We start from the raw sequence: 25,289 nt of genomic DNA, 5'->3' as shown, positions 1-25,289 counted from the left end.
CGGGCGTCCGGGCCGGACCTGGGCTGCGGTCGACTCTCCTGGTGAATACCTGCACCTACCGGAGGAGCCCTGCTGCCACGACGACCACTCAGCCGTCGTCGACGCCGAAGGCGCCAAGCCGTGATCCGCGTGGCCCGCCCTCTCCCGGGCGGGGCCGGTGTCCGGCACGGGGGTGCGGACGACGGCCCGGGCGGGGAACCGGTGCGCTCGCGGCGGGGCGGTTCTACGCTCTCGGGTCATGACGATCCCTGAGTGCTACGCGTGCGACAAGGAAGCACAGTTCGATGAACTGCCGCCCCGGGAGCGCGTCGACTTCGACCGGCACTGGCGGGTGGCTCACTCCTTCACCACCTCGGTTCCGGGCTGGCTGGTGCTGCTGCCCCGCCGCCACGTCACAGCGGTGCACGACCTCACCGACGCGGAGGCCTCCACGCTGGGGGCGTGGCAGATCGGCCTCTCCCGGGCGCTCCGCAGCGTGACCGGCTGCGAGAAGACGTACGTCGTGCAGTTCGCCGAGGCGGAGGGCTTCGCCCATGTGCACTTCCACATCGTGCCCCGCACCGCGGACCTGGCGCCGGAGCACCGCGGTCCGGGGATCTTCGAGCTGCTGCGGGCCCCGGAGCACGCCCGCGTGACGGCCGGTCAGGCCGACCGCCTGGCGGCAGCGCTCCGGGACCGCCTCCGCGGGCGTCCGGCCGAGGCGTGAAGTCACCGCGGCACCTCACGCGCGGAGGCACGCCGGGAGGTACTCGGACCGGGGCAGCGCCGACGGGGCCCGGCCGGGGCCAGGTGCCGTCGGCGCCGTACGGCTAACGCACGTCGACGTAGTCGCCCGCCGCGGTGGCCGTGCCCGATGTGGACGAGCCGCCGAACGACCAGCGCCAGTAGCCGTCCGCCGAGGCCGTGACCGTGGTCCTCAGCGCGCCCGTGCTGGAGGAGGTCGCCGTCTTGACCGTGGAGTAGACGGAGCTGCCGGCCTTACGGAACTGCAGGCTGACCGACTTGCCCGCGTAGCCGGTGTACGAGTGCTTCACCCAGTCCGCCCGTGTGAGGCTGCCGGTGACGGTGATCGTCTTTCCCTTCGTCACCGGTTCGGGCGAGGCGTTGACCGTGGCCTTGGCCCAGCGCTTGACCTTCACGCCGCCGGAGGCCGTGGTGTACTCCGCCGTCTTCAGCTGGCCGTTCGTCTTCCACAGCTTGGCCGCGACGCCGATCTTCCACGTCGTGGCGTCGCCGTTCGAGTCGAGGTCGTAACGCGGGTTGATGTACAGCTCACCCTCGCAGTCCGCGACCCGGGCGCTGGTCTCGTAGCAGGTGTAGCCGCCCATGTGGAGGCCACCGCTGTCGGCGCCCTGGGCCGCGGTGGTGCCGTGGTAGAGGAAGGGCTCCGCGTCGTACGCGAAGGGGTCCGCGGTGCTGTACCCGGCGGGGAGGGTGATCCGGAAGGTCACGGGCGGGGCCTTCTCGTCCGAGGTGCCCACGATGATGGACTTGCCCTCGTTGACGACGATCCGCGACACCGTGATCCCGGTGTCCGCGGCCTGTGCCGCGGGAGCCGTGAAGGTGGAGAGAGCGACGGCCGCCCCCGCGACTGCGGCGACGGCGCCGGTTCTGCCGGTTTTCATGCGTACCTCGATGCTGTGTGTGCCGATGTGAGAGACACCGCCCGGGACGATCACGTCCGCACGGCGGGGCGGCAGGCTACCAGCGGTTCTGACGGGGAGCCCGGACAGGGCCGGGACCGCCGGCCGACCGGATCGCCCCGCCTCCCCCTCCGGAGAACCGCTCGGCCACGTGACCGACCCCACCCCCCACTCCGTCGGAACTCCCGCGACAATGAGTACGTGATCACTTCGCCCGCACGGAGCACCCGCCGCACCGAGCACGCGCCGACGCCCTACGTCGACCTGACCCGGGCCGAGTGGAGTGCCCTGCGCGACAAGACCCCCCTGCCGCTGACCGCCGAGGAGGTCGAGAAGCTGAGGGGCCTCGGCGACGTCATCGACCTCGACGAGGTACGGGACGTCTATCTGCCGCTCTCCCGGCTCCTCAACCTCTACGTCCAGGCCACCTCCGGCCTGCGCGGCGCCCTGAACACCTTCCTGGGCGACGCGGGCAACGGACACGGCGAGCAGCGTGGCACCCCGTTCGTCATAGGGGTCGCCGGGAGTGTCGCCGTCGGCAAGTCCACCAGCGCACGCATCCTGCAGGCACTGCTGGCGCGCTGGCCGGAGCACCCCCGGGTGGAGCTGGTGACGACCGACGGGTTCCTGCTGCCGATGAAGGAGCTGGAGGCGCGGGGCCTGATGTCGCGCAAGGGGTTCCCCGAGTCGTACGACCGGAGGGCGCTGACCCGGTTCGTCGCCGACATCAAGGCCGGCAAGGACGAGGTGACGGCCCCCGTCTACTCCCACCTGATCTACGACATCGTGCCGGGCGAGCGGCTGACCGTACGGCGCCCGGACATCCTGATCGTCGAGGGGCTGAACGTGCTCCAGCCGGCGCTGCCCGGCAAGGACGGCCGGACCCGGGTCGGGCTCGCCGACTACTTCGACTTCAGCGTGTACGTCGACGCGAAGGCCGAGGACATCGAGACCTGGTACCTCCACCGATTCCGCAGGCTGCGCGAGACGGCGTTCCAGAACCCGTTCTCGTACTTCCGCAAGTACACCCAGGTCTCCGAGGCGGAGGCGCTGGACTACGCGCGCACCATGTGGCGGACCATCAACAAGCCCAATCTGCTGGAGAACGTGGCGCCGACGCGCGGCCGTGCCACCCTGGTCCTCCGCAAGGGCCCGGACCACAAGGTCCAGCGCCTCTCCCTGCGCAAGCTCTGACTCCGGAAAGGGTGCGCCGTGCTGCATCTGCGCCTCCTCCTGCCCTCCGACCGCACCGACGAGGTGGTGGAGCTGCTGGAACGGACGGTGGGGACCGCCCATCTCGCGGTGCTCGCGGGGGCGGCGCGCAGCCCCGCGGGCGATGTGGTCCTCTGCGACGTCGCGCGTGAGGCGGGCGACGAACTCATCGGTGACCTGCGGAAGATGGGCATCGACGACTGCGGTTCGATCACCGTGGAGAACATGGACCTCACGCTCTCCAGGCGCGCGGACGAGGCGGAGAGGGCGGCGCCGGGCGAGGGCGCGGACGCGGTGCTCTGGGAAGAGCTGAGCGAGGTGACCCACGAGGAGTCGACCTTCAGCGCCACCTATGTGGCCTTCCTCGCCCTCGCGACGATGCTCGCGGCCTGCGGGGTCATGCTGGACAACGCGGTCCTGATCGTGGGCGCGATGGCGGTGGGCCCGGAGTTCGGCCCGCTGGCCGGGATCTCGACCGCGCTGGTGCAGCGGGCGCCCCGGCTGGCGGCACGGTCGCTGTGGGCGCTGATCGGCGGCTTCGTGGTGGCGATGGCGCTCACGGCCGGTTTCGCCTGGCTGATGGACGTGCTGGGCCTGTTCACCGAGGACATGGTCACGGCGGACCGCCCCAACACCCGCTTCATCTGGCACCCGGACTGGATGTCCTTCGTGGTCGCGCTCCTGGCGGGCATCGCGGGGACGCTCTCACTGACCTCGGCGAAGTCGGGTGCGCTGATCGGGGTGGCCATCTCGGTGACCACGGTGCCGGCCGCGGCCAACGCGGCCGTCGCCTTCAGCTACCAGGACCTGGACCAGACGTGGGGGTCGTCGGTGCAGCTGCTGGCCAACCTGGGCGGCATCGTCCTGTCCGGGACCCTCACCCTGCTGGCGCAGAGGGCTCTGTGGGCCCGGCAGCGCCGGAGGGACCCGGCCGTGAGGCCGGGCCCCTCCGGTGGCTGAGTGGGCGTCAGCCCAGTGCGGACTTCACCACGTCGGCGAGCTGTCCGGCCACGGCGCGCGCCTGCTCCAGGTCGGCCGCCTCGACCATGACGCGTACGAGCGGCTCGGTGCCCGACTTCCGCAGGAGCACGCGCCCGGTGTCCCCCAGCTCGCGCTCGGCCTGGGACACCGCGGAGGCGACCTCGGGTGAGGTGTCCACGCGGGACTTGTCGACGTCCGGCACGTTGACGAGAACCTGCGGGAGGCGCTGCATCACACCCGCCAGGTCGGCGAGCGTACGTCCGGTGGCGGCGACCCGGGCCGCGAGCATCAGCCCGGTCAGCGTGCCGTCACCCGTCGTGGCGTGGTCCAGGACGATGACGTGGCCGGACTGCTCGCCGCCCAGGGCGAAGCCCTCGGCCTTCATCGACTCCAGGACGTAGCGGTCGCCCACGGCGGTCTGGACGAGCTGGATGCCCTCCCGCTCCATGGCCATCTTGAAGCCGAGGTTCGACATGACCGTGCCGACGACGGTGTCCTTGCGCAGACTGCCGGCCTCGCGCATCGCGACGGCGAGCACGGCCAGGATCTGGTCGCCGTCGACCTCCGCGCCGGTCGCGTCCACGGCCAGGCAGCGGTCGGCGTCACCGTCGTGCGCGATTCCGAGGTCGGCGCCGTGCTCGACGACGGCGGTCCGCAGGAGCTCCAGGTGGGTGGAGCCGCAGCCGTCGTTGATGTTCAGGCCGTCCGGTTCGGCGCCGATGGTGATGACCTCGGCCCCGGCCCGGGCGAACGCCTCGGGCGAGACGCGGGCCGCGGCACCGTGCGCCTCGTCGAGCACGACCTTCAGGCCGTCGAGCCGGTTCGGCAGGACGCCGATGAGGTGGGCGACGTAACGGTCGAAGCCCTCGGCGTAGTCGGTGACCCGGCCCACTCCGGCGCCGGTCGGGCGGGCCCAGGGCTCGCCGGTGCGGTGCTGCTCGTAGACCGTCTCGATGCGGTCCTCCAGCTCGTCGGCGAGCTTGTGGCCGCCGCGGGCGAAGAACTTGATGCCGTTGTCCGGCATGGCGTTGTGACTGGCCGAGAGCATGACGCCGATGTCCGCGCCGAGCGCCCCGGTGAGATACGCCACGGCGGGGGTGGGCAGCACCCCGACACGGAGGACGTCCACGCCGGCGCTGGCCAGGCCCGCCACGACCGCGGCCTCCAGGAACTCCCCGGACGCACGGGGGTCGCGGCCCACCAGAGCGGTCGGCCGGTGCCCCTCGAAGGTGCCGGCCTCGGCGAGCACGTGCGCCGCCGCGACCGAGAGTCCGAGCGCGAGCTCGGCCGTCAGGTCCGCGTTGGCGACACCGCGCACGCCGTCCGTGCCGAAGAGTCGTCCCACTGGTGTCCTCCGAAGGTGCTCCGAAACCGCAAAACCAAAGTAATCAAAGTAGGGCAAAGCGAGGCAAGGCGCAGCAAGGGGGGGCACACCTGAGATCGCCAGCCCTATAAACGTGCAAACGTCTTAAGCCGTTATACGCCCACGGGGGCTGATAAACGAACGCCCCAGCAGCACGAGGTGTGCCGCCGGGGCGAACGTGTAATGCAGACGAGCAGGCGATTTAGCGCTTGCTGTACTGCGGGGCCTTACGGGCCTTCTTGAGACCGGCCTTCTTGCGCTCGACCGCACGGTCGTCGCGGGAGAGGAAACCGGCCTTCTTGAGCGCGGCGCGGTTGTTGTCCACGTCCGCCTCGTTCAGCGCGCGGGCCACGCCGAGGCGCAGGGCACCGGCCTGACCGGAGACGCCGCCACCCGAGATGCGGGCGATGACGTCGTAGCGGCCGTCGAGCTCGAGCACCTTGAAGGGCTCGTTGACTTCCTGCTGGTGCACCTTGTTGGGGAAGTAGTCCTCAAGGGTGCGACCGTTGATCTTCCACTTGCCGGTGCCCGGAACGATCCGGACGCGGGCAATGGCGTTCTTGCGACGGCCAAGGCCGGCGGCGGGCTGCGGGTCGCCGAAGCGGCCGGCGAGCGACTCGGAGGTGTACTCACCCTCGACGGGGACCTCCGACTCGAAGGTGGTCACCTCGGCGAAGGTCTCTTCGCCCTCGGTACCCTCGACGGGCGTCTCTGCAGTGGTCTCGGCCACGATTCTCCTCAGATCTTTCTTTACGTCTTAGGGGGGAGGCCGGAACTACTGCGCGACCTGGGTGATCTCGAACGGGACCGGCTGCTGCGCAGCGTGCGGGTGCTGGTCGCCCGCGTAGACCTTGAGCTTCGAGATCATCTGGCGACCCAGGGTGTTCTTGGGGATCATGCCCTTGATGGCCTTCTCGACAGCCTTCTCGGGGTTCTTCGCGAGGAGCTCGTCGTAACGCACGGAACGGAGACCGCCCGGGAAGCCCGAGTGGCGGTACGCCATCTTCTGGGTCTTCTTGTTGCCGGAGAGGTGGACCTTCTCGGCGTTGATGATGATGACGAAGTCGCCCATGTCCATGTGGGGGGCGTAGATCGCCTTGTGCTTGCCTCGGAGGAGGTTCGCGGCCGTGGTGGCCAGACGACCGAGGACGATGTCCTCAGCGTCGATGATGTGCCACTGGCGAGTGACATCGCCGGGCTTGGGGCTGTACGTACGCACTTCGTAGCCTTCGCTTCTTCAGTGGATGAGGTCCAGACAACACATGGCACCCCTGAAGCGATCATGCAGCTGGGGCTCACACTGCCGGGTACGACGCCCGTATGCGAGCCACTGGTAACTGCTCCAGAGAACCTACGCAGGGGCTCTTCGCGTGAGAACGGCGAACCCATACGTATAACAACCCCCGACAGTACCCGCCCCGCCCGGGACGGGTCAAAACGCGCCGGGCCTACCGCTCCCGCGCGACCCTGCGCTCGTCCCAGACCGGCTCCGTGGACTCCCGCACCACGCCGTCCGAGCCGAAGACCAGATACCGGTCGAAGGACTTCGCGAACCAGCGGTCGTGGGTGACGGCCATGACCGTCCCGTCGTACACCTCCAGCCCGTCCTGCAGGGCCTCGGCCGACTCCAGGTCGAGGTTGTCCGTCGGCTCGTCCAGCAGCAGCGCGGTCGTGCCGGCCAGCTCCAGGAGCAGGATCTGGAAGCGTGCCTGCTGCCCGCCGGACAGCCGCTCGAAGGCCTGGTCGCCCTGGCGCTCCAGCTCGTAGCGCCGCAGCACCGACATCGCGCCGCCCCGATCCTTGGCGTGCTCGGTCCACAGGATCTCGACGAGGGTCTTGCCGAGCAGTTCCGGGTGGGCGTGCGTCTGGGCGAAGTGACCCGGCACGACCCTCGCGCCGAGCTTCCACTCACCGGTGTGCGCCACCGGCTCCCCCGCCAGCAGCCGCAGGAAGTGCGACTTCCCCGACCCGTTGGAGCCGAGCACGGCGACCCGCTCCCCGTAGTAGATCTCCAGGTCGAACGGCTTCATCAGACCGGTCAGCTCCAGGTTCGTGCAGGTCACCGCCCGCACCCCGGTCCGGCCGCCGCGCAGCCGCATCCTGATGTCCTGCTCGCGCGGCGGCTCCGGCGGCGGTCCCGCCTCCTCGAACTTCTTGAAGCGGGTCTGCATCGCGTGGTAGCGGTTCGCCATGTCGGGGCTGTTCGCCGCCTGCTGCCGCATCCGCAGGACCAGCGCCTTCAGCCGGGCGTGCTCCTCCTCCCAGCGCCGCAGGAGCTCCTCGAAGCGCGCGAACCGCTCCTTGCGGGCCTGGTGGTACGTGGCGAAGCCGCCGCCGTGCACCCAGACGTCGGAGCCCGCCGGGCTGGGCTCCACGCTCACGATCTTCTCGGCGGCGCGCGAGAGGAGTTCCCGGTCGTGGGAGACGAAGAGCACCGTCTTGCGGGTCTCCTTGAGCTTCTCCTCCAGCCACCGCTTGCCGGGGACGTCCAGGTAGTTGTCCGGCTCGTCGAGAAGCAGCACCTCGTCCGGCCCCCTGAGCAGCGCCTCCAGGACCAGCCGCTTCTGCTCACCCCCGCTGAGCGTGCGCACCTCGCGCCACTGCGCCTTCTCGTACGGGACGCCGAGCGCGGCCATGGTGCAGATGTCCCAGAGGGTCTCGGCCTCGTACCCCCGCGCCTCCGCCCAGTCGCTCAGCGCCTGCGCGTACGCCATCTGCGCGGCCTCGTCGTCGACGGTGAGGATGCGCTCCTCGGCCGCGTCCACGGCCCGCGCCGCCTCCCTGATGCGAGGCTGCGCCACGGAGACCAGCAGGTCACGGACGGTGCGCTCGTCCCGTACCGAGCCGACGAACTGGGCCATCACGCCGAGCCCGCCGCTCACCGAGACCGATCCGCCGTGCGGCTGGAGCTCTCCTGCGAGCAGCTTCAGAAGGGTCGTCTTGCCCGCCCCGTTCGCGCCGACGAGGGCGACGACGGCGCCGTCCGCCACCCGGAACGAAGCGTCGCCGAGCAGCACCCGTCCGTCCGGTAGGTAGTACTCCAGGTGGCCCGCTTCGAGATGTCCCATGCACAGCATTGTCACGGCAGGAGAACCGTTGGCCCAACCGGATTACCGTCGGTCTAGGATTCGCCGCATGAGCTTTGGGCAAGGGGGGCCCTCCTGGGGGCCGGGAGAGAGCCGGACTCCGGACTGGGCGGCGCTGGCGGAGGCGTCCGCCGCGCGGGGCAGGCGCAGGAAGTGGATGCTGATCGGCGGCGGCGCGGTGGCCACCGCCGCCGTGGCCGCGATCGTGGCCACGGCCGTCATCACGACCGGCGGAAGCGGCGGCGCGTCCGGGTCGGACAAGAACGCGAGTGAGCTGCCCGCCCCCGCCGACCTGCCCTCGGAGAGCTCCGCGCCGGGCCCCTCCTTCTCCTCGGTGGCCCCGCCGCCCCCGCCGGACCCGAAGGACTACATCGCCGACGAGAAGAAGGACAAGGGCCCGGTCACCGTCGACGCCTTCTTCCCCGGCAGGAAACTGACCATGGGCGACCGCGTCTACGCCAAGGGCGCCACCGCCCGCGCGGCGGACTGCGCCACGACGACCCAGGGCGCGCTCGGCCAGATCCTCGACAGCAACGGCTGCGACCAGGTCATCCGCGCCACGTACAGCAAGGGCGGTGTCGCGGTCACCGTCGGACTCGCCGTCTTCGGCACCGAGGCCGAGGCCAGGAAGGCGGCCCAGCAGGCCTCCGGCGGCCTCGCCTCACTCAGCGGCTCGGGCGTCCCCACCTTCTGCCGCGGCGGATCCGTCTGCCGGCGCACCGCCAACTCCTACGGCCGCTACGCCTACTTCACCATCGGCGGCTTCACCAGCGGGAAGAACGTCACCACGGCGGCCAAGGACGTCTACGCGGTCGGCGACGACCTCACCGACTTCACGTTCCGCCAGATCCGCCACCGCGGCGAGGTCCAGGCCTCGGCAGCCGCGGGCGCACCCGTCACCTGACCGCCCGCCCGTCCCCCCACGCACCAGCCCCCTCCCTCCCCTCGACCGAGGACCCGCCGCCGTGCGTCTGACCACGCTCTTCACCATCCCGCGCGTCCTGCGCCACAGCGATGCGATCGGCGCCGACCTGCCTCCGGACGAAGCCGTCGTACTCGACGCGCCGGACACCTCCCTGCGCCTTGCCCTCGCCGCCGCCGCGGCGGGTGACCACGGACCGGCCGCCGAGCTGCTCGCGGCGACCCGCGAGCACGCCCAGTGGGAGCGCCGGGACACCTGCGTCTCGCGACTGGCACGGGCCTCCCTGCACCACCCCGGGTGGCTGGACAGCTGGCTGGAGGAGGACCCGGAGGACCCCGACGCGGTCCTGGTCAAGGCCGACCAGTACGTCTGCCAGGCCTGGCAGATACGGACGGGCGCCCGCGCCAAGCACGTCGAGGCCGACCAGTTCCGGGCGTTCCACGCGGTGCTGCGGGACTCGGTGCCGGTGATCTCGGCCGCCGCGGAGCTCAACCCCGACGACCCCGTCCCGTGGCGCGTCGCGCTGACCCAGGCCCGGGGCATCCAGGCCCCGCGCGAGGTCTTCGACACCTATCTGGCCGAGGCGCACGCACGCGACCCGCACCACGAGGGCTGCCACGTCCAGGCCCTTCAGTACCTCTGCGGCAAGTGGTACGGCTCGCACGAGGAGATGTTCGCCTTCGCCGAGCGCGCGGCCGACCAGGCACCGCCCGGCTCACGGCTCCACGCGCTGCCTCTCCAGGCCGTCGTGGAGTACCTGATCGCCGACGAGGAGACACCCGACCCCGACCCCTACACCCCCCGTGCCGAAGCCGCTGTGACCCGCGCCCAGGCACTGTCGGACAGCTACGCCCCCGGAGACCGGGAGGCCGCCGGCTTCCGCAACCACCTGGCCCTGGTCCTGTGGTCGATGAGCCGCTACGAGGAGGCCCTCACCGCCTTCCGCAGCATCGGGGTGCACGCCACGACGTTCCCCTGGACCTACTTCGGCGACGCCCGTGCCGAGTTCCTGGAGGCCCGCTCCGACACCCGGGTCGAGCTCGCGATGAAGGTCCCCTTCTTCCGCCCGTCCCCCCGGCTCCCCGCCACCGGCGCGCCCGACTGGGAGCGCGAGCTGGCGCCCCGGTCGGTCGCCATCGCGTCCACCGGACCCACCGAGGTCGCCCAGGCCGCCCTGATCTGCGGCCACAGCCTCCGGACGGCTCCGGCGGGCAGCCACCACACGTACGTCGAGATCGTGCCGGACCAGGTACGCGGCAAACGCGCGGCCCTCCTCCTGGACGACCCGCTCACCTCGGCGGCCGACAACTTCACCACGGGCGAGGACTGGCCCGCCCTGGTCCTGCACCGCACACCGGAGCGCAGCAGCTTCACGCTCCTGCACCGGGGCAGGAAGGTGGCGGACCACGCCTGGGAGACGGCCGCCCCCGCGACCGACCACGCCGAGGCGACGAGGACCGCCGCCGCGCTCGCCAGGGTCTACGGCCTCACCGACCCTCGCCCCCTGACCCACCTCCTGCGGGCCACCGGCGACCCCGCCCGGCACCAGGGCCAGCTGGTCGCCGCCCTCGGTCTCCCGCCGCTCCCCGAGGGCTACGGCGGCGAGCAGGAGATCCTCGCCGGGCTGCCCGGCGCCCGCGTACTGGCACGGCGCGGATTCCTCGCGGGCATGCGGGACACCATGACCACCAAGGACGGCGTCCACCCGGAGACCCCACCCACGTCCGAGTCCCACACGGCCGGCTGGTGGATCCTGCGCACCCTGGCGCTGCTGGTCTTCGGCGCGGCGGCCGTCTACGCCTGGTGGGCGCCGGACATCGGCTGGTTCCGCTCCACCGTGTCCACCGCCGTCGCCGTGCACTTCGCGGCCAAGCTGCTCCGCGCCCTGCGCCGCCGCCCGCTCAGCAGCAGCCCGCCCCCGGCAGCGTCCTGACGTTCCGGGCCTCCACGGCCCTGGCCGCCAGCAGCCCGTCCGCCGGGTACGCCACTTCCTCCAGCGTCAGCCCGTGCGGCCGCACCACGTGCACACCCGGGTCCCGCACCTTCGCCGCCAGCACCTCGGCCGGCCACCCGGCGGGCCGGCGTCCGTCCCCGACGAACAGCGCCGCGCCGATCAGCGCCCGCACCATGTTGTGGCAGAACGCGTCCGCCTGCACGGCCGCCGTCAGCACCCCGGACTCCGTGTCCCGCACCCAGTGCAGCCGCTGCAGCGTGCGGATGGTCGTCGCGCCCTCCCGCTTCTTGCAGTACGCCGCGAAGTCGTGCTCCCCCACCATCAGGGCGGCGGCCTCGTTCATCGCGTCCAGGTCAAGCGGCCGGTCGTGCCAGAGCACATGGCCCCGCAGCAGCGGGTCCACACCGCCGGGCCGGTCCCCCACCCGGTACGCGTAACGCCGCCACAGCGCGGAGAAGCGCGCGTTGAAACCCGTCGGGGCCTCGGCCGCACGCCAGACGCGTACGTCCAGCGGCAGCCGCCCGGCCATCCGCCGCAGCAGCTTCTCCCGGTGCTCGGCCCACACCTCGGCCGGCAGGTCCACGTGCGCCACCTGCCCGCGCGCGTGCACCCCGGCGTCGGTACGCCCGGCCACCGTCAGGTCGTACGTCACCGGCGACCGCGTCACGGTGCGCAGCGCGTCCTCGATCTCGCCCTGCACGGTGCGCCTGCTGGTCTGCTTCGCCCAGCCGGAGAAGTCCTTGCCGTCATAGGAAAGGTCCAGCCGTACCCGTACGAATCCGGGCTCTGCCTCGTCACTCACCCGAAGATCCTCTCAGAACAGAACGGGCCCGCACCGCCCCGAAGGGTGATGCGGGCCCGTACCTGGGTCTCAGGACGCTCAGGCGTCCTTGGACTCCTCGGCGGCGTCGGCCGTCTTGGCGTCCTCGACGGACTCGGCCGGAGCCTCGTCCTTCTTGAGGGCGTCTTCCTTGACGGCGCGCTTCGTCGCGGCCTCGGCCTCACCGGTGGCCTGCTGGGCCACGGTCAGCGCCTCGACCAGCTCGATGACGGCCATCGGGGCGTTGTCGCCACGACGGTTGCCGATCTTGGTGATGCGGGTGTAACCACCGGGGCGGTTCTCGTACCGCGGGGCGATCTCGGTGAAGAGCGTGTGCACGATGCCCTTGTCCGTGATCGACTGCAGCACCAGGCGACGGTTGTGGATGTCGCCCTTCTTCGCCTTGGTGATGAAACGCTCGGCGACCGGACGCAGGCGGCGGGCCTTGGCCTCGGTCGTGGTGATGCGGCCGTGCTCGAACAGCGACTTCGCGAGGTTGATGAGAAGAAGCTTCTCGTGCGCAGCGCTGCCGCCCAGACGGGCGCCCTTCGCGGGCTTCGGCATGGTGTTTCTCCTTGTGTGCTGCACCGGCCGTATCAGGTACCGGTGTCAGTTCCCGCGAGGCGGCCGCCCCGCGGAAGTCTCAGACGTCAGCCGGACATCGGCCGGAATCAAGCCGGCCCGGCGTTTGAGGACAAAGCCTCACTCCGGCACGGGGCACCCGGAAACCCGGGCACCCCCGCCGAAGGCGATCAGTACTGCTCGGTCTCCACGAAACCGGCGTCCGCGTCGTCGTCGGCGCCGAAGGCGTCGGCGGCAGCGGTCGGGTCGAAGCCGGGAGGCGAGTCCTTCAGCGCGAGGCCCATACCGGCCAGCTTCGCCTTGACCTCGTCGATCGACTTCGCACCGAAGTTGCGGATGTCGAGCAGGTCCGCCTCGGAACGCGCCACGAGCTCGCCCACGGAGTGGATGCCCTCGCGCTTGAGGCAGTTGTACGAACGGACCGTGAGCTCGAGCTCCTCGATCGGCAGCGCCAGATCGGCGGCGAGCGCGGCGTCCGTCGGGGACGGGCCCATGTCGATGCCCTCGGCGTCGATGTTGAGCTCGCGCGCCAGACCGAACAGCTCGACCAGGGTCTTACCGGCCGACGCCATGGCGTCACGGGGACGCATGGCCTGCTTGGTCTCGACGTCGACGATCAGCTTGTCGAAGTCGGTGCGCTGCTCGACACGGGTCGCCTCGACCTTGTACGTGACCTTGAGCACCGGCGAGTAGATGGAGTCGACCGGGATCCGGCCGATCTCCTGGCCCACCTGCTTGTTCTGGACGGCGGAGACGTAGCCGCGACCGCGCTCGACGGTCAGCTCCATCTCCAGCTTGCCCTTGCCGTTCAGCGTGGCCAGGACGAGGTCCGGGTTGTGGACCTCGACACCGGCCGGCGGGGCGATGTCGGCAGCGGTGACCAGGCCGGGACCCTGCTTGCGCAGGTACATCACGACCGGCTCGTCGTGCTCCGAGGAGACGACCAGCTGCTTGATGTTGAGGATGAGGTCGGTCACGTCCTCCTTGACGCCCGGCACGGTGGTGAACTCGTGCAGGACACCGTCGATCCGGATGCTGGTGACAGCGGCACCGGGGATCGAGGAGAGGAGCGTGCGGCGCAGGGAGTTGCCGAGGGTGTAACCGAAGCCCGGCTCCAGCGGCTCGATCACGAACCGGGAGCGGAACTCGTCGACGACCTCTTCGGTCAGCGACGGACGCTGAGCGATAAGCATGTGGTGATCCTTCAGTCGTGGGCACCCACTATTTGATGCCCGACAGATGAAACAAGGGTACGGGCGGCACGCCCCCGAAGGGGCATACCGCCCGGACCCACGCTACTGACGCACGGCCGTCACCGGCCGTAGCGGATCAGACGCGGCGACGCTTCGGCGGACGGCAGCCGTTGTGCGGCGTCGGGGTGACGTCCTGGATCGAACCGACCTCGAGGCCCGTGGCCTGGAGGGAGCGGATCGCGGTCTCACGGCCGGAGCCGGGACCCTTGACGAAGACGTCGACCTTGCGCATGCCGTGCTCCTGCGCGCGGCGGGCGGCCGACTCGGCGGCCATCTGCGCGGCGAAGGGGGTGGACTTACGCGAGCCCTTGAAGCCGACGTGGCCGGCGGAGGCCCAGGAGATCACGTTGCCCGAGGGGTCCGTGATCGAGACGATCGTGTTGTTGAACGTGCTCTTGATGTGCGCGTGGCCGTGAGCGACGTTCTTCTTTTCCTTGCGACGCACCTTCTTGGCTGCGCCCTGACGACCCTTGGGGGGCATGTCTTGACTCCAGATGGAGAGGGGAGGTGATCGGTCCTACAGCGAAGACCGCTGGTTTCCGCGGACCCCCGGTGACCGGATGTCCGCAGTACGTCCGCTGAGGACTACTTCTTGCCCGGCTTCTTCTTACCGGCGATGGCGCGACGCGGGCCCTTGCGGGTACGCGCGTTCGTGCTGGTGCGCTGACCGTGGACCGGCAGACCGCGACGGTGCCGGATGCCCTGGTAGCAGCCGATCTCGATCTTGCGGCGGATGTCGCCCTGGATCTCGCGGCGAAGGTCACCCTCGGTGCGGAGGTTGGCGTCCACGTACTCGCGGATCTTGACCAGGTCCTCTTCGGCCAGGTCACGAACGCGGGTGTTGGGGTTCACGCCGGTGGTGGCGAGGATCTCCTTGGACCGGGTACGCCCGATGCCGAAGACGTAGGTGAGGGCAACCTCCACGCGCTTTTCGCGCGGGATGTCAACACCTGAAACGCGTGCCATTCAATGGCTCCAGTTGTTATTTCGGGGGTCTTCCGCAGTGCCGCTCCCGGACGCCGACCTCGACCGCGTGGGAGGAGGTGGTACGCCCAGGTCCCCGGCCCCCGCCGGAGGTGTCGTCAGCCGAAGCTTGGACGGGCTCTGCGTATGTACGTTTACGTGCGTCGCGCGAAGAACTGCGAGATGCAGGGGGTCGTGCGTCAGCCCTGGCGCTGCTTGTGGCGCAGGTTGTCGCAGATGACCATGACCCGGCCGTGACGGCGGATCACCTTGCACTTGTCGCAGATCTTCTTGACGCTCGGCTTGACCTTCATGGGATGTCAGGTTCTCCGGGTCAGTGCCCTCACCACGCCGAAGCGGGATGGCGGCAAGATCTACTTGTACCGGTAGACGATCCGGCCACGCGTCAGGTCGTACGGAGAGAGCTCCACGACGACCCGGTCATCCGGGAGGATGCGGATGTAGTGCATCCGCATCTTGCCGCTGATGTGCGCGAGGACTTTGTGACCGTTCTGGAGTTCCACCTTGAACATGGCGTTCGGGAGGGACTCGATCACGGTGCCCTCAATTTCGATGGCACCTTGCTTCTTGGCCACGCTTCGCCCTTCGAATCGGCTACCTTGATCGACTTCCACCATCCGGTGCCCAGACATACGGACACACTGATGCACGGGAGCCGACGAGTCAGTCTACTTCAGCGGACCCCAAAAGACGAATCCGTCAAGTTTGCCCACTTCCCCTGATCCTTAGACACGGATCAGCCGGACAGTCCTGTGAGCGGTCCCGCCCGGGAGGAGGGGCCGGGCTCTCAGGCCAGCGGGTCCGGCGCCGCCTCGACGCCGTACTGGGCGAGCTTCGCCCGGCCGCAGTCCGGGGAGGTCAGGACCAGCGGGCCCTGCTCCGTGAGGGCGATCGAGTGCTCCCAGTGCGAGGACCAGGTGCCGTCGGTCGTGAGTACCGTCCACTCGTCCGCGAGCACCTTCGTCTGCGCCGTGCCCAGCGACACCATGGGCTCGATGGCCAGGCAGACGCCCGGGACCAGCTTGATGCCCTTGCCGCGCTTGCGGGAGACGTAGTTCAGCAGGTGCGGGTCCATGTGCATCTCGGTGCCGATGCCGTGGCCGCCGTAGTCCTCGATGATCCCGTACTTCCCGGTCGCCGGACGGGGCTGGCGGCGGATGTAGGACTCGATGGCCTTGGAGATGTCGACGAGGCGGTTGTTCACCTTCATCGCGGCGATCCCGGCCCACATGGACTCCTCGGTCACCCGGGAGAGCTCGACGAGCTCCGGAGCGTGCCCGGTGCCCACGAAGGCGGTGTACGCGGCGTCGCCGTGCCAACCGTCGATGATCGCGCCGGCGTCGATCGAGATGATGTCGCCGTCCTTGAGGACGGTCTTCTCGTCCGGGATGCCGTGCACGACGACCTCGTTGACCGAGGTGCAGATCGTGGCGGGGAATCCGCCGTAACCCAGGAAGTTCGACGTGGCGCCGTGATCGGCGATCACCTTGCGGGCGACCTCGTCCAGGTCCTTCGTGGTGGCGCCGGGAACGGCGGCCTCGCGTGTGGCGGCGTGAACGGCAGCGACGACGAGGCCCGCCTCGCGCATCTTCGCGATCTGCTCGGGGGTCTTGATCTGCACCATCGCTGGGCGCCTTTCTGGGTACGGAGGGGAACGTCGGGCCGTATTCCACGATACGGCGCAAACAATCGGCCGCGACGCCCTGAGGCGCCGCGGCCGGCTGCTGTGGTGGAAACGGAGGGGTCAGCCCTCGTCGGACTTCTTGAGGGCCTCCATGGCCCGCTCGGTCACCTCGGTGACCTTGCCGAGCGCCGAGATCGTCACGACGAGGCCCTGGGCCCGGTAGAAGTCGATGATCGGCTCGGTCTGCGAGTGGTAGACCTCGAGACGGGTCCGGACCGTCTCCTCGGTGTCGTCGTCCCGCTGGTACAGCTCGCCGCCGCAGACGTCGCAGACGCCCTCGGCCTTCGGCGGGTTGTACGTCACGTGGAAGACGTGCGCGCTGTCGTTACGGCAGATACGGCGGCCCGCGATGCGCTTGACCACCTCGTCCTCGGGGACCTCGAGGTCAAGAACCGCGTCCAGCTTGACGCCCTCGCCGAGGAGCATCTCGTCGAGCGCCGCGGCCTGCCCCACGTTGCGGGGGAAGCCGTCCAGGAGGAAGCCGTTCTCGGCATCCGCCTGGGACATGCGGTCCTTGGCCATCGCGATGGTGACTTCGTCCGGCACCAGCTGTCCCGCGTCCATGTAGGCGCGGGCCTGCTTGCCAAGGTCGGTGCCCTGGCTGATGTTGGCGCGGAAGAGGTCGCCCGTGGAGATGTGCGGAATCGAGAGATTCTTGGCAAGGAACGCGGCCTGCGTTCCCTTGCCGGCACCGGGCGGCCCGACGAGGACGATTCGCATCAGCGGAGGAACCCTTCGTAATTGCGCTGCTGGAGCTGACTCTCGATCTGCTTCACGGTCTCCAGACCCACACCCACGATGATCAGGATGCTCGTCCCGCCGAACGGGAAGTTCTGGTTAGCGCCACCGAAGCCTGCCAACGCCATCGTCGGCACCAGAGCGATCAGACCCAGGTACAGCGAGCCCGGCCAAGTGATCCGGTTGAGCACGTAGCTCAGATACTCGGCGGTAGGTCGACCTGCCCGGATACCCGGGATGAAGCCACCATACTTCTTCATGTTGTCGGCGACTTCCTCGGGGTTGAACGAGATCGCCACATAGAAGAATGCGAAGAACACGATCAACAGGAAGTACGTCGCGATGTAGTACGGGTGGTCGCCCTTGACGAAGTGGTCCGTAATCCAGGTCGCCCAGCCCGCGGTGGAGTTGGAGAACTGAACGATTAGAGCAGGAATGTAGAGCAGCGAAGAAGCGAAGATGACGGGAATCACACCCGCCTGGTTGACCTTCAGCGGGATGTAAGTGGACGTACCACCGTACGACCGACGCCCGATCATCCGCTTCGCGTACTGCACGGGGACCCTGCGCTGGGCCTGTTCGACGAAGACGACGAGGCCGACCATCACGAAGCCGATGAGGATGACCGTGATGAACTCGATCCAGCCGTCGGCCAGCTTGCCGCTCTGCTTGATGGCCCACAGGGCGCCGGGGAAGCTGGCCGCGATCGAGATGAACATCAGGATCGACATGCCGTTGCCGATGCCGCGGTCGGTGATGAGCTCACCGAGCCACATGACGGCGGCGGTGCCGGCGGTCATGGTGATCACCATGACGATGGTCGTGAAGATCGACTGGTTCGGCACGATCTGGTCGGCGACCGGGCAGCCGCTGAAGAGCGCGCCGCTGCGGGCTGTCGCCACCAGGCCGGTGCCCTGGAGGATGGCCAGCGCCACGGTCAGATAACGCGTGTACTGCGTGATCTTGGCCGTGCCCGACTGCCCCTCCTTCTTGAGGGCTTCGAGCCGGGGGATGACGACGGTCAGCAACTGAAGAATGATGCTGGCCGTGATGTACGGCATGATGCCGAGCGCGAAGATCGTGATCTGCAGCAGTGCACCACCGCTGAACATGTTGACCAGACCGAAGAGGCTGTTGTTGCCCTTACTTGCCTGGTCAACACAGGTCTGGACGTTCTCGTAGCTCACCCCCGGTACGGGAATGTGCGCCCCGAGACGATAGAGCACGATGATGCCGAGCGTGAAGAGCAGCTTCTTGCGCAGGTCGGGCGTCTTGAACGCCCGGGCGAACGCGGTGAGCACGGTGCCTCCTGCGACCCCCGCGCAAAAGCGTGAGGTGACGGTCTTGAGGATCGACGGTTACGTAACAGCCAAAGGAACCCGGGCGCTTGCCCGGGACTTACCACAGCAACAACGCACGCCACCTTACCGGCGGACATGCCCCCCTAGGAACGACCAACCGGGGATGCCCCAAATGAGAGGCATCCCCGGTCGGGTGTTCAGGCCACAGACCTGTCCGAGTTGTCTCAGACGAGTTCGGTGACGGTGCCGCCCGCGGCGGCGATCTTCTCCTTGGCGGAGCCGGAGACGGCGTCAACCGAAACCTGCAGCGCCACGGAGATCTCGCCCTGTCCGAGGACCTTGACGAGGTGGTTGTTGCGCACGGCGCCCTTGGCGACCAGACCGGCCACCGTGACCTCTCCACCCTCGGGGTAGAGCGTCGCGAGCTTGTCCAGGTTCACGACCTGGTACTCCGTGCGGAACGGGTTCTTGAAGCCCTTGAGCTTCGGGAGACGCATGTGGAGGGGCATCTGGCCACCCTCGAAGCGCTCCGGAACCTGGTAACGAGCCTTCGTACCCTTGGTACCACGGCCTGCGGTCTTACCCTTGGACGCCTCACCACGACCCACACGGGTCTTGGCGGTCTTGGCGCCCGGGGCAGGCCGGAGGTTGTGGGCCTTCAGCGGGCTGTTCTCCGCCATGTCAGTCAACCTCCTCAACCGTCACGAGGTGGCGGACGGTCTGCACCATGCCGCGGAACTCGGGGCGGTCCTCCTTGACAACCGAGTCGTTCAGGCGCTTGAGCCCGAGCGAACGCAGGGTGTCGCGGTGGTTCTGCTTGCTGCCGATGTACGACTTCGTCTGCGTGATCTTGAGGCGAGCCATTACGCACCCGCTCCCGCACGCGCACGAAGCAGAGCCGCGGGGGCGACGTCCTCGAGGGGCAGACCGCGGCGGGCCGCGATCTCCTCGGGACGCTGCAGGCCCTGCAGGGCCGCCACGGTCGCGTGCACGATGTTGATCGGGTTCGAGGAACCGAGCGACTTCGACAGGATGTCGTGGACGCCGGCGCACTCGAGAACGGCACGCACGGGGCCACCCGCGATCACACCGGTACCGGGGGAAGCAGGCTTGAGCAGGACGACGCCCGCAGCCTTCTCGCCCTGGATCGGGTGAGGGATGGTGCCCTGGATACGCGGGACCTTGAAGAAGCTCTTCTTGGCCTCTTCGACGCCCTTGGCGATGGCCGCGGGAACTTCCTTGGCCTTGCCGTATCCGACACCGACGGTGCCGTCACCATCGCCCACCACGACCAGCGCGGTGAAGCTGAAGCGACGACCACCCTTCACTACCTTGGCGACGCGGTTGATCGCGACGACGCGCTCGACGTACGCGGTCTTCTCGGCCGCAGCACCGTCACGGCCCTTCCGGTCCCGCCGCTCGCCGCCACCGGCACCGCTTCCGCGGCGCTGGGGTCCAGCCATTGGATTTACCTCTCTCTGTTACGTCCGCTGTGCGTTGGAACCGGGGCTTAGAACTTCAGCCCGGCTTCGCGGGCGGCGTCAGCCAGAGCGGCAATCCGCCCGGCGTACTGGTTACCGCCGCGGTCAAACACGACGGCCTCGACGCCTGCGGCCTTGGCACGCTCGGCGACCAGGGCACCGACCTGCTTGGCCTGGGCGCTCTTGTCACCCTCCGCACCACGGATCGACGTGTCCAGGGTCGACGCCGACGCGAGCGTGTGGCCCGCGATGTCGTCGATGACCTGGGCGACGATGTGGCGGTTGGAACGCGTCACGACCAAGCGGGGACGCTCCGGCGAACCGGAGATGTGCTTGCGGACGCGGATGTGGCGCCGCTTGAGAGCGGCACGCTTGTACGCGTCGCCCTTGGCGATCTTCACACCGTATGCCATGGCTACTTACCAGCCTTTCCGACCTTGCGGCGGATGACCTCGCCCGCGTACTTGACGCCCTTGGCCTTGTACGGGTCGGGCTTCCGCAGCTTGCGGATGTTGGCGGCTACTTCGCCGACCTTCTGCTTGTCGATGCCCTCGACGCTGAGCTTCGTGGGCGACTCGACCTTGAAGGTGATGCCATCCGGAGCCTCGATGAGGATCGGGTGGCTGTAGCCCAGGGCGAACTCCAGGTTGGAGCCCTTCGCCTGGACGCGGTAACCGACACCGCTGATCTCGAGCGCCTTGCTGTATCCCTGGGTCACACCGGTGATCATGTTCGCCACCAGCGTGCGGGACAGGCCGTGGAGGGCCTTGTTCTGACGCTCGTCGTTCGGGCGGACGACGTTGAGCACGCCGTCCTCACCCTTGGTGACCTCGATCGGCGCGGCGACGGTGTGCGAGAGGGAACCCTTGGGGCCCTTCACGGCGACCGTACGGCCATCGATGGTGACGTCCACACCGGCGGGAACCTGGATGGGGAGCTTGCCGATTCGCGACATGAGCTTTCCTTCCTTTCCCGACTACCAGACGTAGGCGAGGACTTCCCCACCTACGCCCTTCTTGCCTGCCTGCTGGCCGGTCAGGAGACCGTGGGACGTGGAGATGATCGCCACGCCCAGGCCGCCGAGGACCTTCGGCAGGTTGGTGGACTTTGCGTACACACGCAGACCCGGCTTCGAGATGCGCTTGATGCCGGCGATCGAACGCTCGCGGTTGGGCCCGAACTTCAGCTCGAGGACGAGGTTCTTGCCGACCTCGGCGTCCTCGACCTTCCAGCCGGTGATGAAGCCCTCCTGCTGGAGGATCTCCGCGATGTGCGACTTGATCTTGCTGTGCGGCATCGAAACATCGTCGTGATACGCCGAGTTCGCGTTACGCAGACGCGTGAGCATGTCTGCGATGGGATCAGTCATGGTCATGAGTTGGCCTTCGGCCTCTCTCGCCGGGGTTTCCTGTATGCGCCATCCCTCTCCCCACTCAGTGGCGGGACGGGTGCGGTGCGGGGACCTACGGCGTAGTAAGTCGGTCAGGGCGGCAGGCGCCCAACCCTTCTAGCCTACGGCATGAAGAGCGGGGCTCCTGCCGACCGGATACTTACCGAGAGCTTTCTGGTCCTACGACGCCCGAGGGCGAAGGAGGATTACCAGGAGCTCTTGGTCACGCCCGGCAGCTCGCCACGGTGGGCCATCTCACGAAGGCACACGCGGCACAGGCCGAACTTGCGGTAGACGGAGTGGGGCCGGCCGCAGCGCTGGCACCGGGTGTAACCCCGGACGCCGAACTTCGGCTTGCGGGCGGCCTTAGCGATCAGAGCCTTCTTCGCCACGGTCAGTTCTCCTTGAACGGGAAGCCGAGGTGACGAAGCAGGGCACGACCCTCGTCGTCGTTGGTCGCCGTGGTGACCACGGTGATGTCCATGCCCCGGACCCGGTCGATCTTGTCCTGGTCGATCTCGTGGAACATGACCTGCTCCGTGAGACCGAAGGTGTAGTTGCCACGGCCGTCGAACTGCTTCGGCGACAGGCCACGGAAGTCACGGATACGCGGAAGCGCGAGCGACAGCGTACGGTCCAGGAACTCCCACATGCGGTCACCACGGAGGGTGACGTGGCAGCCGATCGGCTGCCCCTCGCGCAGCTTGAACTGCGCGATCGACTTGCGGGCCTTCGTGACGGCCGGCTTCTGACCGGTGATCGTGGTGAGGTCCTTGACGGCCCCGTCGATCAGCTTGGAGTCGCGGGCGGCGTCGCCCACACCCATGTTGACCACGATCTTGACCAGACCGGGAACCTGCATGACGTTCTCGTACGAGAACTCCTCACGCAGCTTGCCGGCGATTTCCTCGCGGTAGCGCGTCTTGAGACGCGGCGCAGTGGTGGTCGTCATCAGATGTCCTCACCGGTCCGCTTGGCAACGCGGATCTTCTTGCCCTCGTCGTCAAAGCGGTAGCCGACGCGGGTGACGACCTTGTTGCCGTCCTTCTCCACAACCAGCTGAACGTTGCTGACGTGGATCGGGGCCTCGGTGGTGACAATGCCACCCGTCTGCGAACCGCGAGCCGTCTGACCGGCCTTGGTGTGCTTCTTGACCCGGTTGACACCCTCGACGAGGACACGGTCCTGAGCGGGGAAGGCAACGATGACCTTGCCCTGCTTGCCCTTGTCCTTACCGGTGATGACCTGAACCAGGTCGCCCTTCTTGATCTTCATGCTTACAGCACCTCCGGCGCGAGCGAGATGATCTTCATGAACTTCTTCTCGCGCAGCTCTCGGCCCACGGGGCCGAAGATACGGGTGCCGCGGGGGTCGCCGTCGTTCTTGAGAATGACAGCGGCGTTCTCGTCGAAGCGGATGTACGAGCCATCCGGACGGCGACGCTCCTTGACGGTGCGAACGATGACGGCCTTGACGACGTCACCCTTCTTCACGTTGCCACCGGGGATCGCGTCCTTGACGGTGGCGACGATGACGTCACCGATGCCCGCGTAGCGGCGACCCGAGCCACCGAGAACACGGATGGTGAGAATTTCCTTCGCACCCGTGTTGTCGGCGACGCGCAGTCGCGACTCCTGCTGGATCACGTCTATCTCCTGATCGTCTGCCGGTTCCCGGCAGGGGCTCCGTTACCGGAAGCCCCTGCCGAGCCTGGCGGAACTGGCCTGAGGGGAGACCCCCTCAGGGATTACTTGGCCTTCTCGAGGATCTCGACGATGCGCCAGCGCTTCGTCGCAGACAGCGGACGCGTCTCCATGATGACAACGCGGTCGCCGACGCCGGCAGCGTTCTGCTCGTCGTGGGCCTTGAGCTTGTTCGTACGGCGGATGACCTTGCCGTACAGCGCGTGCTTGACGCGGTCCTCGACAGCGACGACGACGGTCTTGTCCATCTTGTCGCTGACGACCAGACCCTCACGGGTCTTGCGGAAACCGCGGTCGGTGTTCGTCTCAGTCACAGTCTTCTCGCTCATCAGACGCTCTCCACCGTTTCGATGCCCAGCTCGCGCTCACGCATCAGGGTGTAGATCCGGGCGATGTCCTTACGGACGGACTTGAGCCGACCGTGGTTCTCGAGCTGGCCCGTCGCCGCCTGGAAGCGGAGGTTGAACAGCTCTTCCTTGGCCTCGCGGAGCTTGTTGAGGAGCTCCTCGTTGCCCAGCTCGCGCAGCTCGGACGCCTTGGTACCGGCCGACATCACGACTCACCTGCCTCGCGCCGAACGATCCGGCACTTCATCGGAAGCTTGTGAGCAGCGCGGGTGAGCGCCTCACGAGCAATCTTCTCGTTCGGGTAGGACAGCTCGAACATCACCCGACCGGGCTTGACGTTCGCGATCCACCACTCGGGAGAACCCTTACCGGAACCCATGCGGGTCTCGGCGGGCTTCTTCGTCAGGGGGCGGTCCGGGTAGATGTTGATCCAGACCTTGCCGCCACGCTTGATGTGGCGGGTCATCGCGATACGAGCTGCCTCGATCTGGCGGTTCGTCACGTACGCCGGGGACAGCGCCTGGATGCCGTACTCGCCGAACGCAACCTGCGTGCCACCCTTGGACATACCGCTGCGCTTCGGGTGGTGCTGCTTGCGGTGCTTGACCCTACGGGGGATCAGCATTTCGGTCAGGCCTCCGTTCCGGTGCTCTCAGCCGGAGCAGCGGCGGCGGGAGCGTCGGCCTTGGGGGCCTCCGCTGCCGGCGCGGACTGCTGCGGCTTGCGGCCGCGACCGCCGCGCTCGCCACCACGGCCACCACGGCCGGCCGGGCGGTCAGCGCCGCCACGAGCCGGACGGTTGCCGGCGCGAGCCGCTGCGTTCTCGGCGCGGACCTCGGCGATGTTCTTGACGTCGCCCTTGTAGATCCAGACCTTCACACCGATGCGGCCGAAGGTCGTCTTGGCCTCGAAGAAGCCGTAGTCGACGTTCGCACGGAGCGTGTGCAGGGGCACGCGGCCCTCGCGGTAGAACTCCGAGCGGGACATCTCGGCGCCGCCGAGGCGGCCACCGCACTGGATCTTGATGCCCTTGGCGCCGGCCTTCATCGTGCTCTGCATGCTCTTACGCATGGCACGACGGAAGGAGACGCGGGAGGAGAGCTGCTCGGCGACGGCCTGGGCCACCAGCTGAGCGTCCACCTCGGGGTTCTTGACCTCGAGGATGTTCAGCTGGACCTGCTTGCCGGTCAGCTTCTCCAGCTCGCCACGGATGCGGTCGGCCTCGGCGCCACGGCGGCCGATGACGATGCCCGGGCGGGCGGTGTGGATGTCAACGCGGACGCGGTCGCGGGTGCGCTCGATCTCGACCTTCGAGATGCCGGCCCGCTCCATGCCCTTCGTCATCATGCGACGAATGGCGACGTCTTCCTTGACGTAGTCCTTGTACAGCTTGTCGGCGTACCAACGGGACTTGAAGTCCGTGGTAATGCCGAGTCGGAACCCATGCGGGTTAACCTTCTGGCCCATTACCGGGTTCCTTCCTTGCTGCTGACGACCACGGTGATGTGGCTGGTCCGCTTACGGATCCGGTAGGCACGGCCCTGAGCACGCGGACGGAACCGCTTCAGGGTCGGGCCCTCGTCCACGTACGCCTCGCTGATGACCAGCGAAGAGGCGTCGGTGTGGTCGTAGTTGTGTGCAGCGTTGGCGATGGCGCTGTCAAGCACCTTGCCAACCGGCACGCTCGCGGCCTGCGGGGCGAAACGCAGGACCGCCTGAGCCTCCGTGGCATCCATGCCACGGATGAGGTCCACCACGCGGCGGGCCTTCATGGGCGTGACGCGGATGTACCGCGCCTGGGCCCTGGCTTCCATGGTTGTCCCTTCGGTGTAAGTCATAGTCGTT

35 protein-coding genes are annotated in these 25,289 nt (G+C 68.4%); 5 read left to right on the top strand and 30 right to left on the bottom strand.

What is annotated here, in order from left to right; genetic code table 11:
• Positions 1-238 precede the first annotated feature (238 nt).
• Complete coding sequence (locus ACIRJR_RS06665; RefSeq protein ID WP_403774776.1) at positions 239-706, top strand: HIT family protein; 468 nt, start codon at positions 239-241, stop codon at positions 704-706.
• A 103-nt stretch (positions 707-809) separates the two neighbouring features.
• On the opposite strand, the gene ACIRJR_RS06660 is transcribed toward ACIRJR_RS06665, so the two are convergent.
• The gene (locus tag ACIRJR_RS06660; protein ID WP_403774773.1) at positions 810-1,625 is read right to left on the bottom strand and encodes a hypothetical protein; all 816 of its coding nucleotides are present in this window, start codon (positions 1,623-1,625) and stop codon (positions 810-812) included.
• A gap of 219 nt (positions 1,626-1,844) precedes the next feature.
• Here ACIRJR_RS06660 and coaA point away from each other — a divergent pair, with 219 nt between their 5' ends.
• Positions 1,845-2,837 carry a type I pantothenate kinase gene (gene coaA / locus ACIRJR_RS06655; RefSeq protein WP_329231862.1) on the top strand — a complete coding sequence of 331 codons (993 nt, stop codon included), beginning with the start codon at positions 1,845-1,847 and terminating at the stop codon, positions 2,835-2,837.
• Between the two features lie 18 nt (positions 2,838-2,855).
• On the top strand, positions 2,856-3,815 hold the full coding sequence (locus ACIRJR_RS06650; RefSeq protein WP_403774770.1) for a DUF389 domain-containing protein: 960 nt from the start codon (positions 2,856-2,858) through the stop codon (positions 3,813-3,815).
• A gap of 7 nt (positions 3,816-3,822) precedes the next feature.
• Here the strand turns inward: ACIRJR_RS06650 and glmM are convergent, their stop codons facing one another.
• From glmM to ACIRJR_RS06630, 4 genes are all read right to left on the bottom strand, one after another.
• On the bottom strand, positions 3,823-5,181 hold the full coding sequence (glmM, locus tag ACIRJR_RS06645; protein ID WP_403774767.1) for a phosphoglucosamine mutase: 1,359 nt from the start codon (positions 5,179-5,181) through the stop codon (positions 3,823-3,825).
• A gap of 220 nt (positions 5,182-5,401) precedes the next feature.
• On the bottom strand, positions 5,402-5,929 hold the full coding sequence (gene rpsI / locus ACIRJR_RS06640) for a 30S ribosomal protein S9 (protein WP_403774764.1): 528 nt from the start codon (positions 5,927-5,929) through the stop codon (positions 5,402-5,404).
• Between the two features lie 45 nt (positions 5,930-5,974).
• A complete protein-coding gene (gene rplM / locus ACIRJR_RS06635; RefSeq protein ID WP_024490227.1) occupies positions 5,975-6,418 on the bottom strand; it encodes a 50S ribosomal protein L13 in 444 nt (147 codons plus the stop codon).
• A 229-nt stretch (positions 6,419-6,647) separates the two neighbouring features.
• Positions 6,648-8,267 (bottom strand): ABC-F family ATP-binding cassette domain-containing protein, encoded by a 1,620-nt coding sequence (locus ACIRJR_RS06630; RefSeq protein ID WP_403774761.1) that lies wholly within the window; start codon positions 8,265-8,267, stop codon positions 6,648-6,650.
• A gap of 67 nt (positions 8,268-8,334) precedes the next feature.
• Here ACIRJR_RS06630 and ACIRJR_RS06625 point away from each other — a divergent pair, with 67 nt between their 5' ends.
• Positions 8,335-9,189, top strand: a complete 855-nt coding sequence (locus ACIRJR_RS06625; RefSeq protein ID WP_403774758.1) for a hypothetical protein — start codon at positions 8,335-8,337, stop codon at positions 9,187-9,189.
• 61 nt (positions 9,190-9,250) lie between these two features.
• Positions 9,251-11,140, top strand: coding sequence for a hypothetical protein (locus ACIRJR_RS06620; protein WP_403774755.1), 1,890 nt, complete (start codon positions 9,251-9,253; stop codon positions 11,138-11,140).
• Here ACIRJR_RS06620 and truA read toward each other — a convergent pair.
• From truA to rplV, 25 genes are all read right to left on the bottom strand, one after another.
• Complete coding sequence (gene truA, locus ACIRJR_RS06615; protein WP_403774752.1) at positions 11,109-11,963, bottom strand: tRNA pseudouridine(38-40) synthase TruA; 855 nt, start codon at positions 11,961-11,963, stop codon at positions 11,109-11,111. The two genes, ACIRJR_RS06620 and truA, sit on opposite strands and share 32 nt — an antisense overlap.
• Before the next feature lie 78 nt (positions 11,964-12,041).
• Positions 12,042-12,545 (bottom strand): 50S ribosomal protein L17, encoded by a 504-nt coding sequence (rplQ, locus tag ACIRJR_RS06610; RefSeq protein ID WP_403774749.1) that lies wholly within the window; start codon positions 12,543-12,545, stop codon positions 12,042-12,044.
• A gap of 188 nt (positions 12,546-12,733) precedes the next feature.
• Entirely contained in the window at positions 12,734-13,756 is a 1,023-nt protein-coding gene (locus ACIRJR_RS06605) for a DNA-directed RNA polymerase subunit alpha (RefSeq protein ID WP_003966937.1), read from the bottom strand.
• 136 nt (positions 13,757-13,892) lie between these two features.
• Positions 13,893-14,297 (bottom strand): 30S ribosomal protein S11, encoded by a 405-nt coding sequence (gene rpsK / locus ACIRJR_RS06600; RefSeq protein WP_003956432.1) that lies wholly within the window; start codon positions 14,295-14,297, stop codon positions 13,893-13,895.
• Between the two features lie 104 nt (positions 14,298-14,401).
• On the bottom strand, positions 14,402-14,782 hold the full coding sequence (rpsM, locus tag ACIRJR_RS06595; protein ID WP_014047799.1) for a 30S ribosomal protein S13: 381 nt from the start codon (positions 14,780-14,782) through the stop codon (positions 14,402-14,404).
• Between the two features lie 197 nt (positions 14,783-14,979).
• Complete coding sequence (gene rpmJ / locus ACIRJR_RS06590) at positions 14,980-15,093, bottom strand: 50S ribosomal protein L36 (protein WP_003956441.1); 114 nt, start codon at positions 15,091-15,093, stop codon at positions 14,980-14,982.
• 60 nt (positions 15,094-15,153) lie between these two features.
• Positions 15,154-15,375, bottom strand: coding sequence for a translation initiation factor IF-1 (gene infA / locus ACIRJR_RS06585; RefSeq protein WP_003956442.1), 222 nt, complete (start codon positions 15,373-15,375; stop codon positions 15,154-15,156).
• Between the two features lie 212 nt (positions 15,376-15,587).
• Complete coding sequence (gene map / locus ACIRJR_RS06580) at positions 15,588-16,424, bottom strand: type I methionyl aminopeptidase (protein ID WP_403774746.1); 837 nt, start codon at positions 16,422-16,424, stop codon at positions 15,588-15,590.
• 120 nt (positions 16,425-16,544) lie between these two features.
• Positions 16,545-17,204 (bottom strand): adenylate kinase, encoded by a 660-nt coding sequence (locus ACIRJR_RS06575; protein ID WP_403774743.1) that lies wholly within the window; start codon positions 17,202-17,204, stop codon positions 16,545-16,547.
• Positions 17,204-18,523, bottom strand: coding sequence for a preprotein translocase subunit SecY (secY, locus tag ACIRJR_RS06570; protein WP_403774740.1), 1,320 nt, complete (start codon positions 18,521-18,523; stop codon positions 17,204-17,206). Before secY ends, ACIRJR_RS06575 begins: the two co-directional genes overlap by 1 nt.
• A 224-nt stretch (positions 18,524-18,747) precedes the next feature.
• Complete coding sequence (gene rplO, locus ACIRJR_RS06565) at positions 18,748-19,203, bottom strand: 50S ribosomal protein L15 (RefSeq protein WP_185299083.1); 456 nt, start codon at positions 19,201-19,203, stop codon at positions 18,748-18,750.
• A 1-nt stretch (position 19,204) separates the two neighbouring features.
• The gene (gene rpmD, locus ACIRJR_RS06560) at positions 19,205-19,387 is read right to left on the bottom strand and encodes a 50S ribosomal protein L30 (protein WP_006126892.1); all 183 of its coding nucleotides are present in this window, start codon (positions 19,385-19,387) and stop codon (positions 19,205-19,207) included.
• Positions 19,387-19,986: a 30S ribosomal protein S5 gene (gene rpsE, locus ACIRJR_RS06555; RefSeq protein WP_103514101.1), complete on the bottom strand. Its 600-nt coding sequence runs from the start codon at positions 19,984-19,986 to the stop codon at positions 19,387-19,389. Before rpsE ends, rpmD begins: the two co-directional genes overlap by 1 nt.
• Positions 19,987-20,033: 47 nt before the next feature.
• Positions 20,034-20,417, bottom strand: coding sequence for a 50S ribosomal protein L18 (gene rplR / locus ACIRJR_RS06550; RefSeq protein WP_033297607.1), 384 nt, complete (start codon positions 20,415-20,417; stop codon positions 20,034-20,036).
• Between the two features lie 2 nt (positions 20,418-20,419).
• The gene (gene rplF, locus ACIRJR_RS06545; protein WP_275493830.1) at positions 20,420-20,959 is read right to left on the bottom strand and encodes a 50S ribosomal protein L6; all 540 of its coding nucleotides are present in this window, start codon (positions 20,957-20,959) and stop codon (positions 20,420-20,422) included.
• A 21-nt stretch (positions 20,960-20,980) separates the two neighbouring features.
• Entirely contained in the window at positions 20,981-21,379 is a 399-nt protein-coding gene (gene rpsH / locus ACIRJR_RS06540; RefSeq protein WP_007446728.1) for a 30S ribosomal protein S8, read from the bottom strand.
• Positions 21,380-21,600: 221 nt separating this feature from the next.
• On the bottom strand, positions 21,601-21,786 hold the full coding sequence (locus ACIRJR_RS06535; protein WP_003948630.1) for a type Z 30S ribosomal protein S14: 186 nt from the start codon (positions 21,784-21,786) through the stop codon (positions 21,601-21,603).
• A gap of 2 nt (positions 21,787-21,788) precedes the next feature.
• Positions 21,789-22,346: a 50S ribosomal protein L5 gene (gene rplE, locus ACIRJR_RS06530; RefSeq protein ID WP_073718383.1), complete on the bottom strand. Its 558-nt coding sequence runs from the start codon at positions 22,344-22,346 to the stop codon at positions 21,789-21,791.
• A complete protein-coding gene (rplX, locus tag ACIRJR_RS06525) occupies positions 22,346-22,669 on the bottom strand; it encodes a 50S ribosomal protein L24 (protein WP_014047788.1) in 324 nt (107 codons plus the stop codon). Before rplX ends, rplE begins: the two co-directional genes overlap by 1 nt.
• Positions 22,670-22,671: 2 nt before the next feature.
• Complete coding sequence (gene rplN, locus ACIRJR_RS06520) at positions 22,672-23,040, bottom strand: 50S ribosomal protein L14 (RefSeq protein WP_003974257.1); 369 nt, start codon at positions 23,038-23,040, stop codon at positions 22,672-22,674.
• A 101-nt stretch (positions 23,041-23,141) separates the two neighbouring features.
• The gene (gene rpsQ, locus ACIRJR_RS06515; RefSeq protein WP_069171155.1) at positions 23,142-23,426 is read right to left on the bottom strand and encodes a 30S ribosomal protein S17; all 285 of its coding nucleotides are present in this window, start codon (positions 23,424-23,426) and stop codon (positions 23,142-23,144) included.
• A complete protein-coding gene (rpmC, locus tag ACIRJR_RS06510; protein WP_014047786.1) occupies positions 23,426-23,650 on the bottom strand; it encodes a 50S ribosomal protein L29 in 225 nt (74 codons plus the stop codon). Before rpmC ends, rpsQ begins: the two co-directional genes overlap by 1 nt.
• Entirely contained in the window at positions 23,650-24,069 is a 420-nt protein-coding gene (gene rplP, locus ACIRJR_RS06505) for a 50S ribosomal protein L16 (RefSeq protein WP_014154587.1), read from the bottom strand. Before rplP ends, rpmC begins: the two co-directional genes overlap by 1 nt.
• A gap of 5 nt (positions 24,070-24,074) precedes the next feature.
• Positions 24,075-24,911 (bottom strand): 30S ribosomal protein S3, encoded by an 837-nt coding sequence (rpsC, locus tag ACIRJR_RS06500; RefSeq protein ID WP_014047784.1) that lies wholly within the window; start codon positions 24,909-24,911, stop codon positions 24,075-24,077.
• On the bottom strand, positions 24,911-25,258 hold the full coding sequence (gene rplV, locus ACIRJR_RS06495; RefSeq protein WP_004571827.1) for a 50S ribosomal protein L22: 348 nt from the start codon (positions 25,256-25,258) through the stop codon (positions 24,911-24,913). Before rplV ends, rpsC begins: the two co-directional genes overlap by 1 nt.
• Positions 25,259-25,289 lie beyond the last annotated feature (31 nt).

Origin of the sequence: Streptomyces sp. NPDC102402, from assembly GCF_044765765.1 — a bacterium.
Taxonomy (GTDB): domain Bacteria; phylum Actinomycetota; class Actinomycetes; order Streptomycetales; family Streptomycetaceae; genus Streptomyces.
The sequence above is the reverse complement of the archived record's forward strand: the minus strand, read 5'-3'. Positions and strand labels throughout refer to the sequence as shown.

Coding starts and splice junctions, on each gene's coding strand:
- ACIRJR_RS06665 (WP_403774776.1), top strand. CDS start 239: ATGACGATCCCTGAGTGCTACGCGTGCGACAAGGAAGCACAGTTCGAT.
- ACIRJR_RS06660 (WP_403774773.1), bottom strand. CDS start 1,625: ATGAAAACCGGCAGAACCGGCGCCGTCGCCGCAGTCGCGGGGGCGGCC.
- ACIRJR_RS06630 (WP_403774761.1), bottom strand. CDS start 8,267: ATGGGACATCTCGAAGCGGGCCACCTGGAGTACTACCTACCGGACGGA.
- ACIRJR_RS06625 (WP_403774758.1), top strand. CDS start 8,335: ATGAGCTTTGGGCAAGGGGGGCCCTCCTGGGGGCCGGGAGAGAGCCGG.
- rplQ (WP_403774749.1), bottom strand. CDS start 12,545: ATGCCGAAGCCCGCGAAGGGCGCCCGTCTGGGCGGCAGCGCTGCGCAC.
- ACIRJR_RS06605 (WP_003966937.1), bottom strand. CDS start 13,756: ATGCTTATCGCTCAGCGTCCGTCGCTGACCGAAGAGGTCGTCGACGAG.
- rpsK (WP_003956432.1), bottom strand. CDS start 14,297: ATGCCCCCCAAGGGTCGTCAGGGCGCAGCCAAGAAGGTGCGTCGCAAG.
- rpsM (WP_014047799.1), bottom strand. CDS start 14,782: ATGGCACGCGTTTCAGGTGTTGACATCCCGCGCGAAAAGCGCGTGGAG.
- rpmJ (WP_003956441.1), bottom strand. CDS start 15,093: ATGAAGGTCAAGCCGAGCGTCAAGAAGATCTGCGACAAGTGCAAGGTG.
- map (WP_403774746.1), bottom strand. CDS start 16,424: ATGGTGCAGATCAAGACCCCCGAGCAGATCGCGAAGATGCGCGAGGCG.
- ACIRJR_RS06575 (WP_403774743.1), bottom strand. CDS start 17,204: ATGCGAATCGTCCTCGTCGGGCCGCCCGGTGCCGGCAAGGGAACGCAG.
- rplO (WP_185299083.1), bottom strand. CDS start 19,203: ATGGCGGAGAACAGCCCGCTGAAGGCCCACAACCTCCGGCCTGCCCCG.
- rpmD (WP_006126892.1), bottom strand. CDS start 19,387: ATGGCTCGCCTCAAGATCACGCAGACGAAGTCGTACATCGGCAGCAAG.
- rpsE (WP_103514101.1), bottom strand. CDS start 19,986: ATGGCTGGACCCCAGCGCCGCGGAAGCGGTGCCGGTGGCGGCGAGCGG.
- rplR (WP_033297607.1), bottom strand. CDS start 20,417: ATGGCATACGGTGTGAAGATCGCCAAGGGCGACGCGTACAAGCGTGCC.
- rplF (WP_275493830.1), bottom strand. CDS start 20,959: ATGTCGCGAATCGGCAAGCTCCCCATCCAGGTTCCCGCCGGTGTGGAC.
- rpsH (WP_007446728.1), bottom strand. CDS start 21,379: ATGACCATGACTGATCCCATCGCAGACATGCTCACGCGTCTGCGTAAC.
- rplE (WP_073718383.1), bottom strand. CDS start 22,346: ATGACGACCACCACTGCGCCGCGTCTCAAGACGCGCTACCGCGAGGAA.
- rplX (WP_014047788.1), bottom strand. CDS start 22,669: ATGAAGATCAAGAAGGGCGACCTGGTTCAGGTCATCACCGGTAAGGAC.
- rpsQ (WP_069171155.1), bottom strand. CDS start 23,426: ATGAGCGAGAAGACTGTGACTGAGACGAACACCGACCGCGGTTTCCGC.
- rpmC (WP_014047786.1), bottom strand. CDS start 23,650: ATGTCGGCCGGTACCAAGGCGTCCGAGCTGCGCGAGCTGGGCAACGAG.
- rplP (WP_014154587.1), bottom strand. CDS start 24,069: ATGCTGATCCCCCGTAGGGTCAAGCACCGCAAGCAGCACCACCCGAAG.
- rpsC (WP_014047784.1), bottom strand. CDS start 24,911: ATGGGCCAGAAGGTTAACCCGCATGGGTTCCGACTCGGCATTACCACG.
- rplV (WP_004571827.1), bottom strand. CDS start 25,258: ATGGAAGCCAGGGCCCAGGCGCGGTACATCCGCGTCACGCCCATGAAG.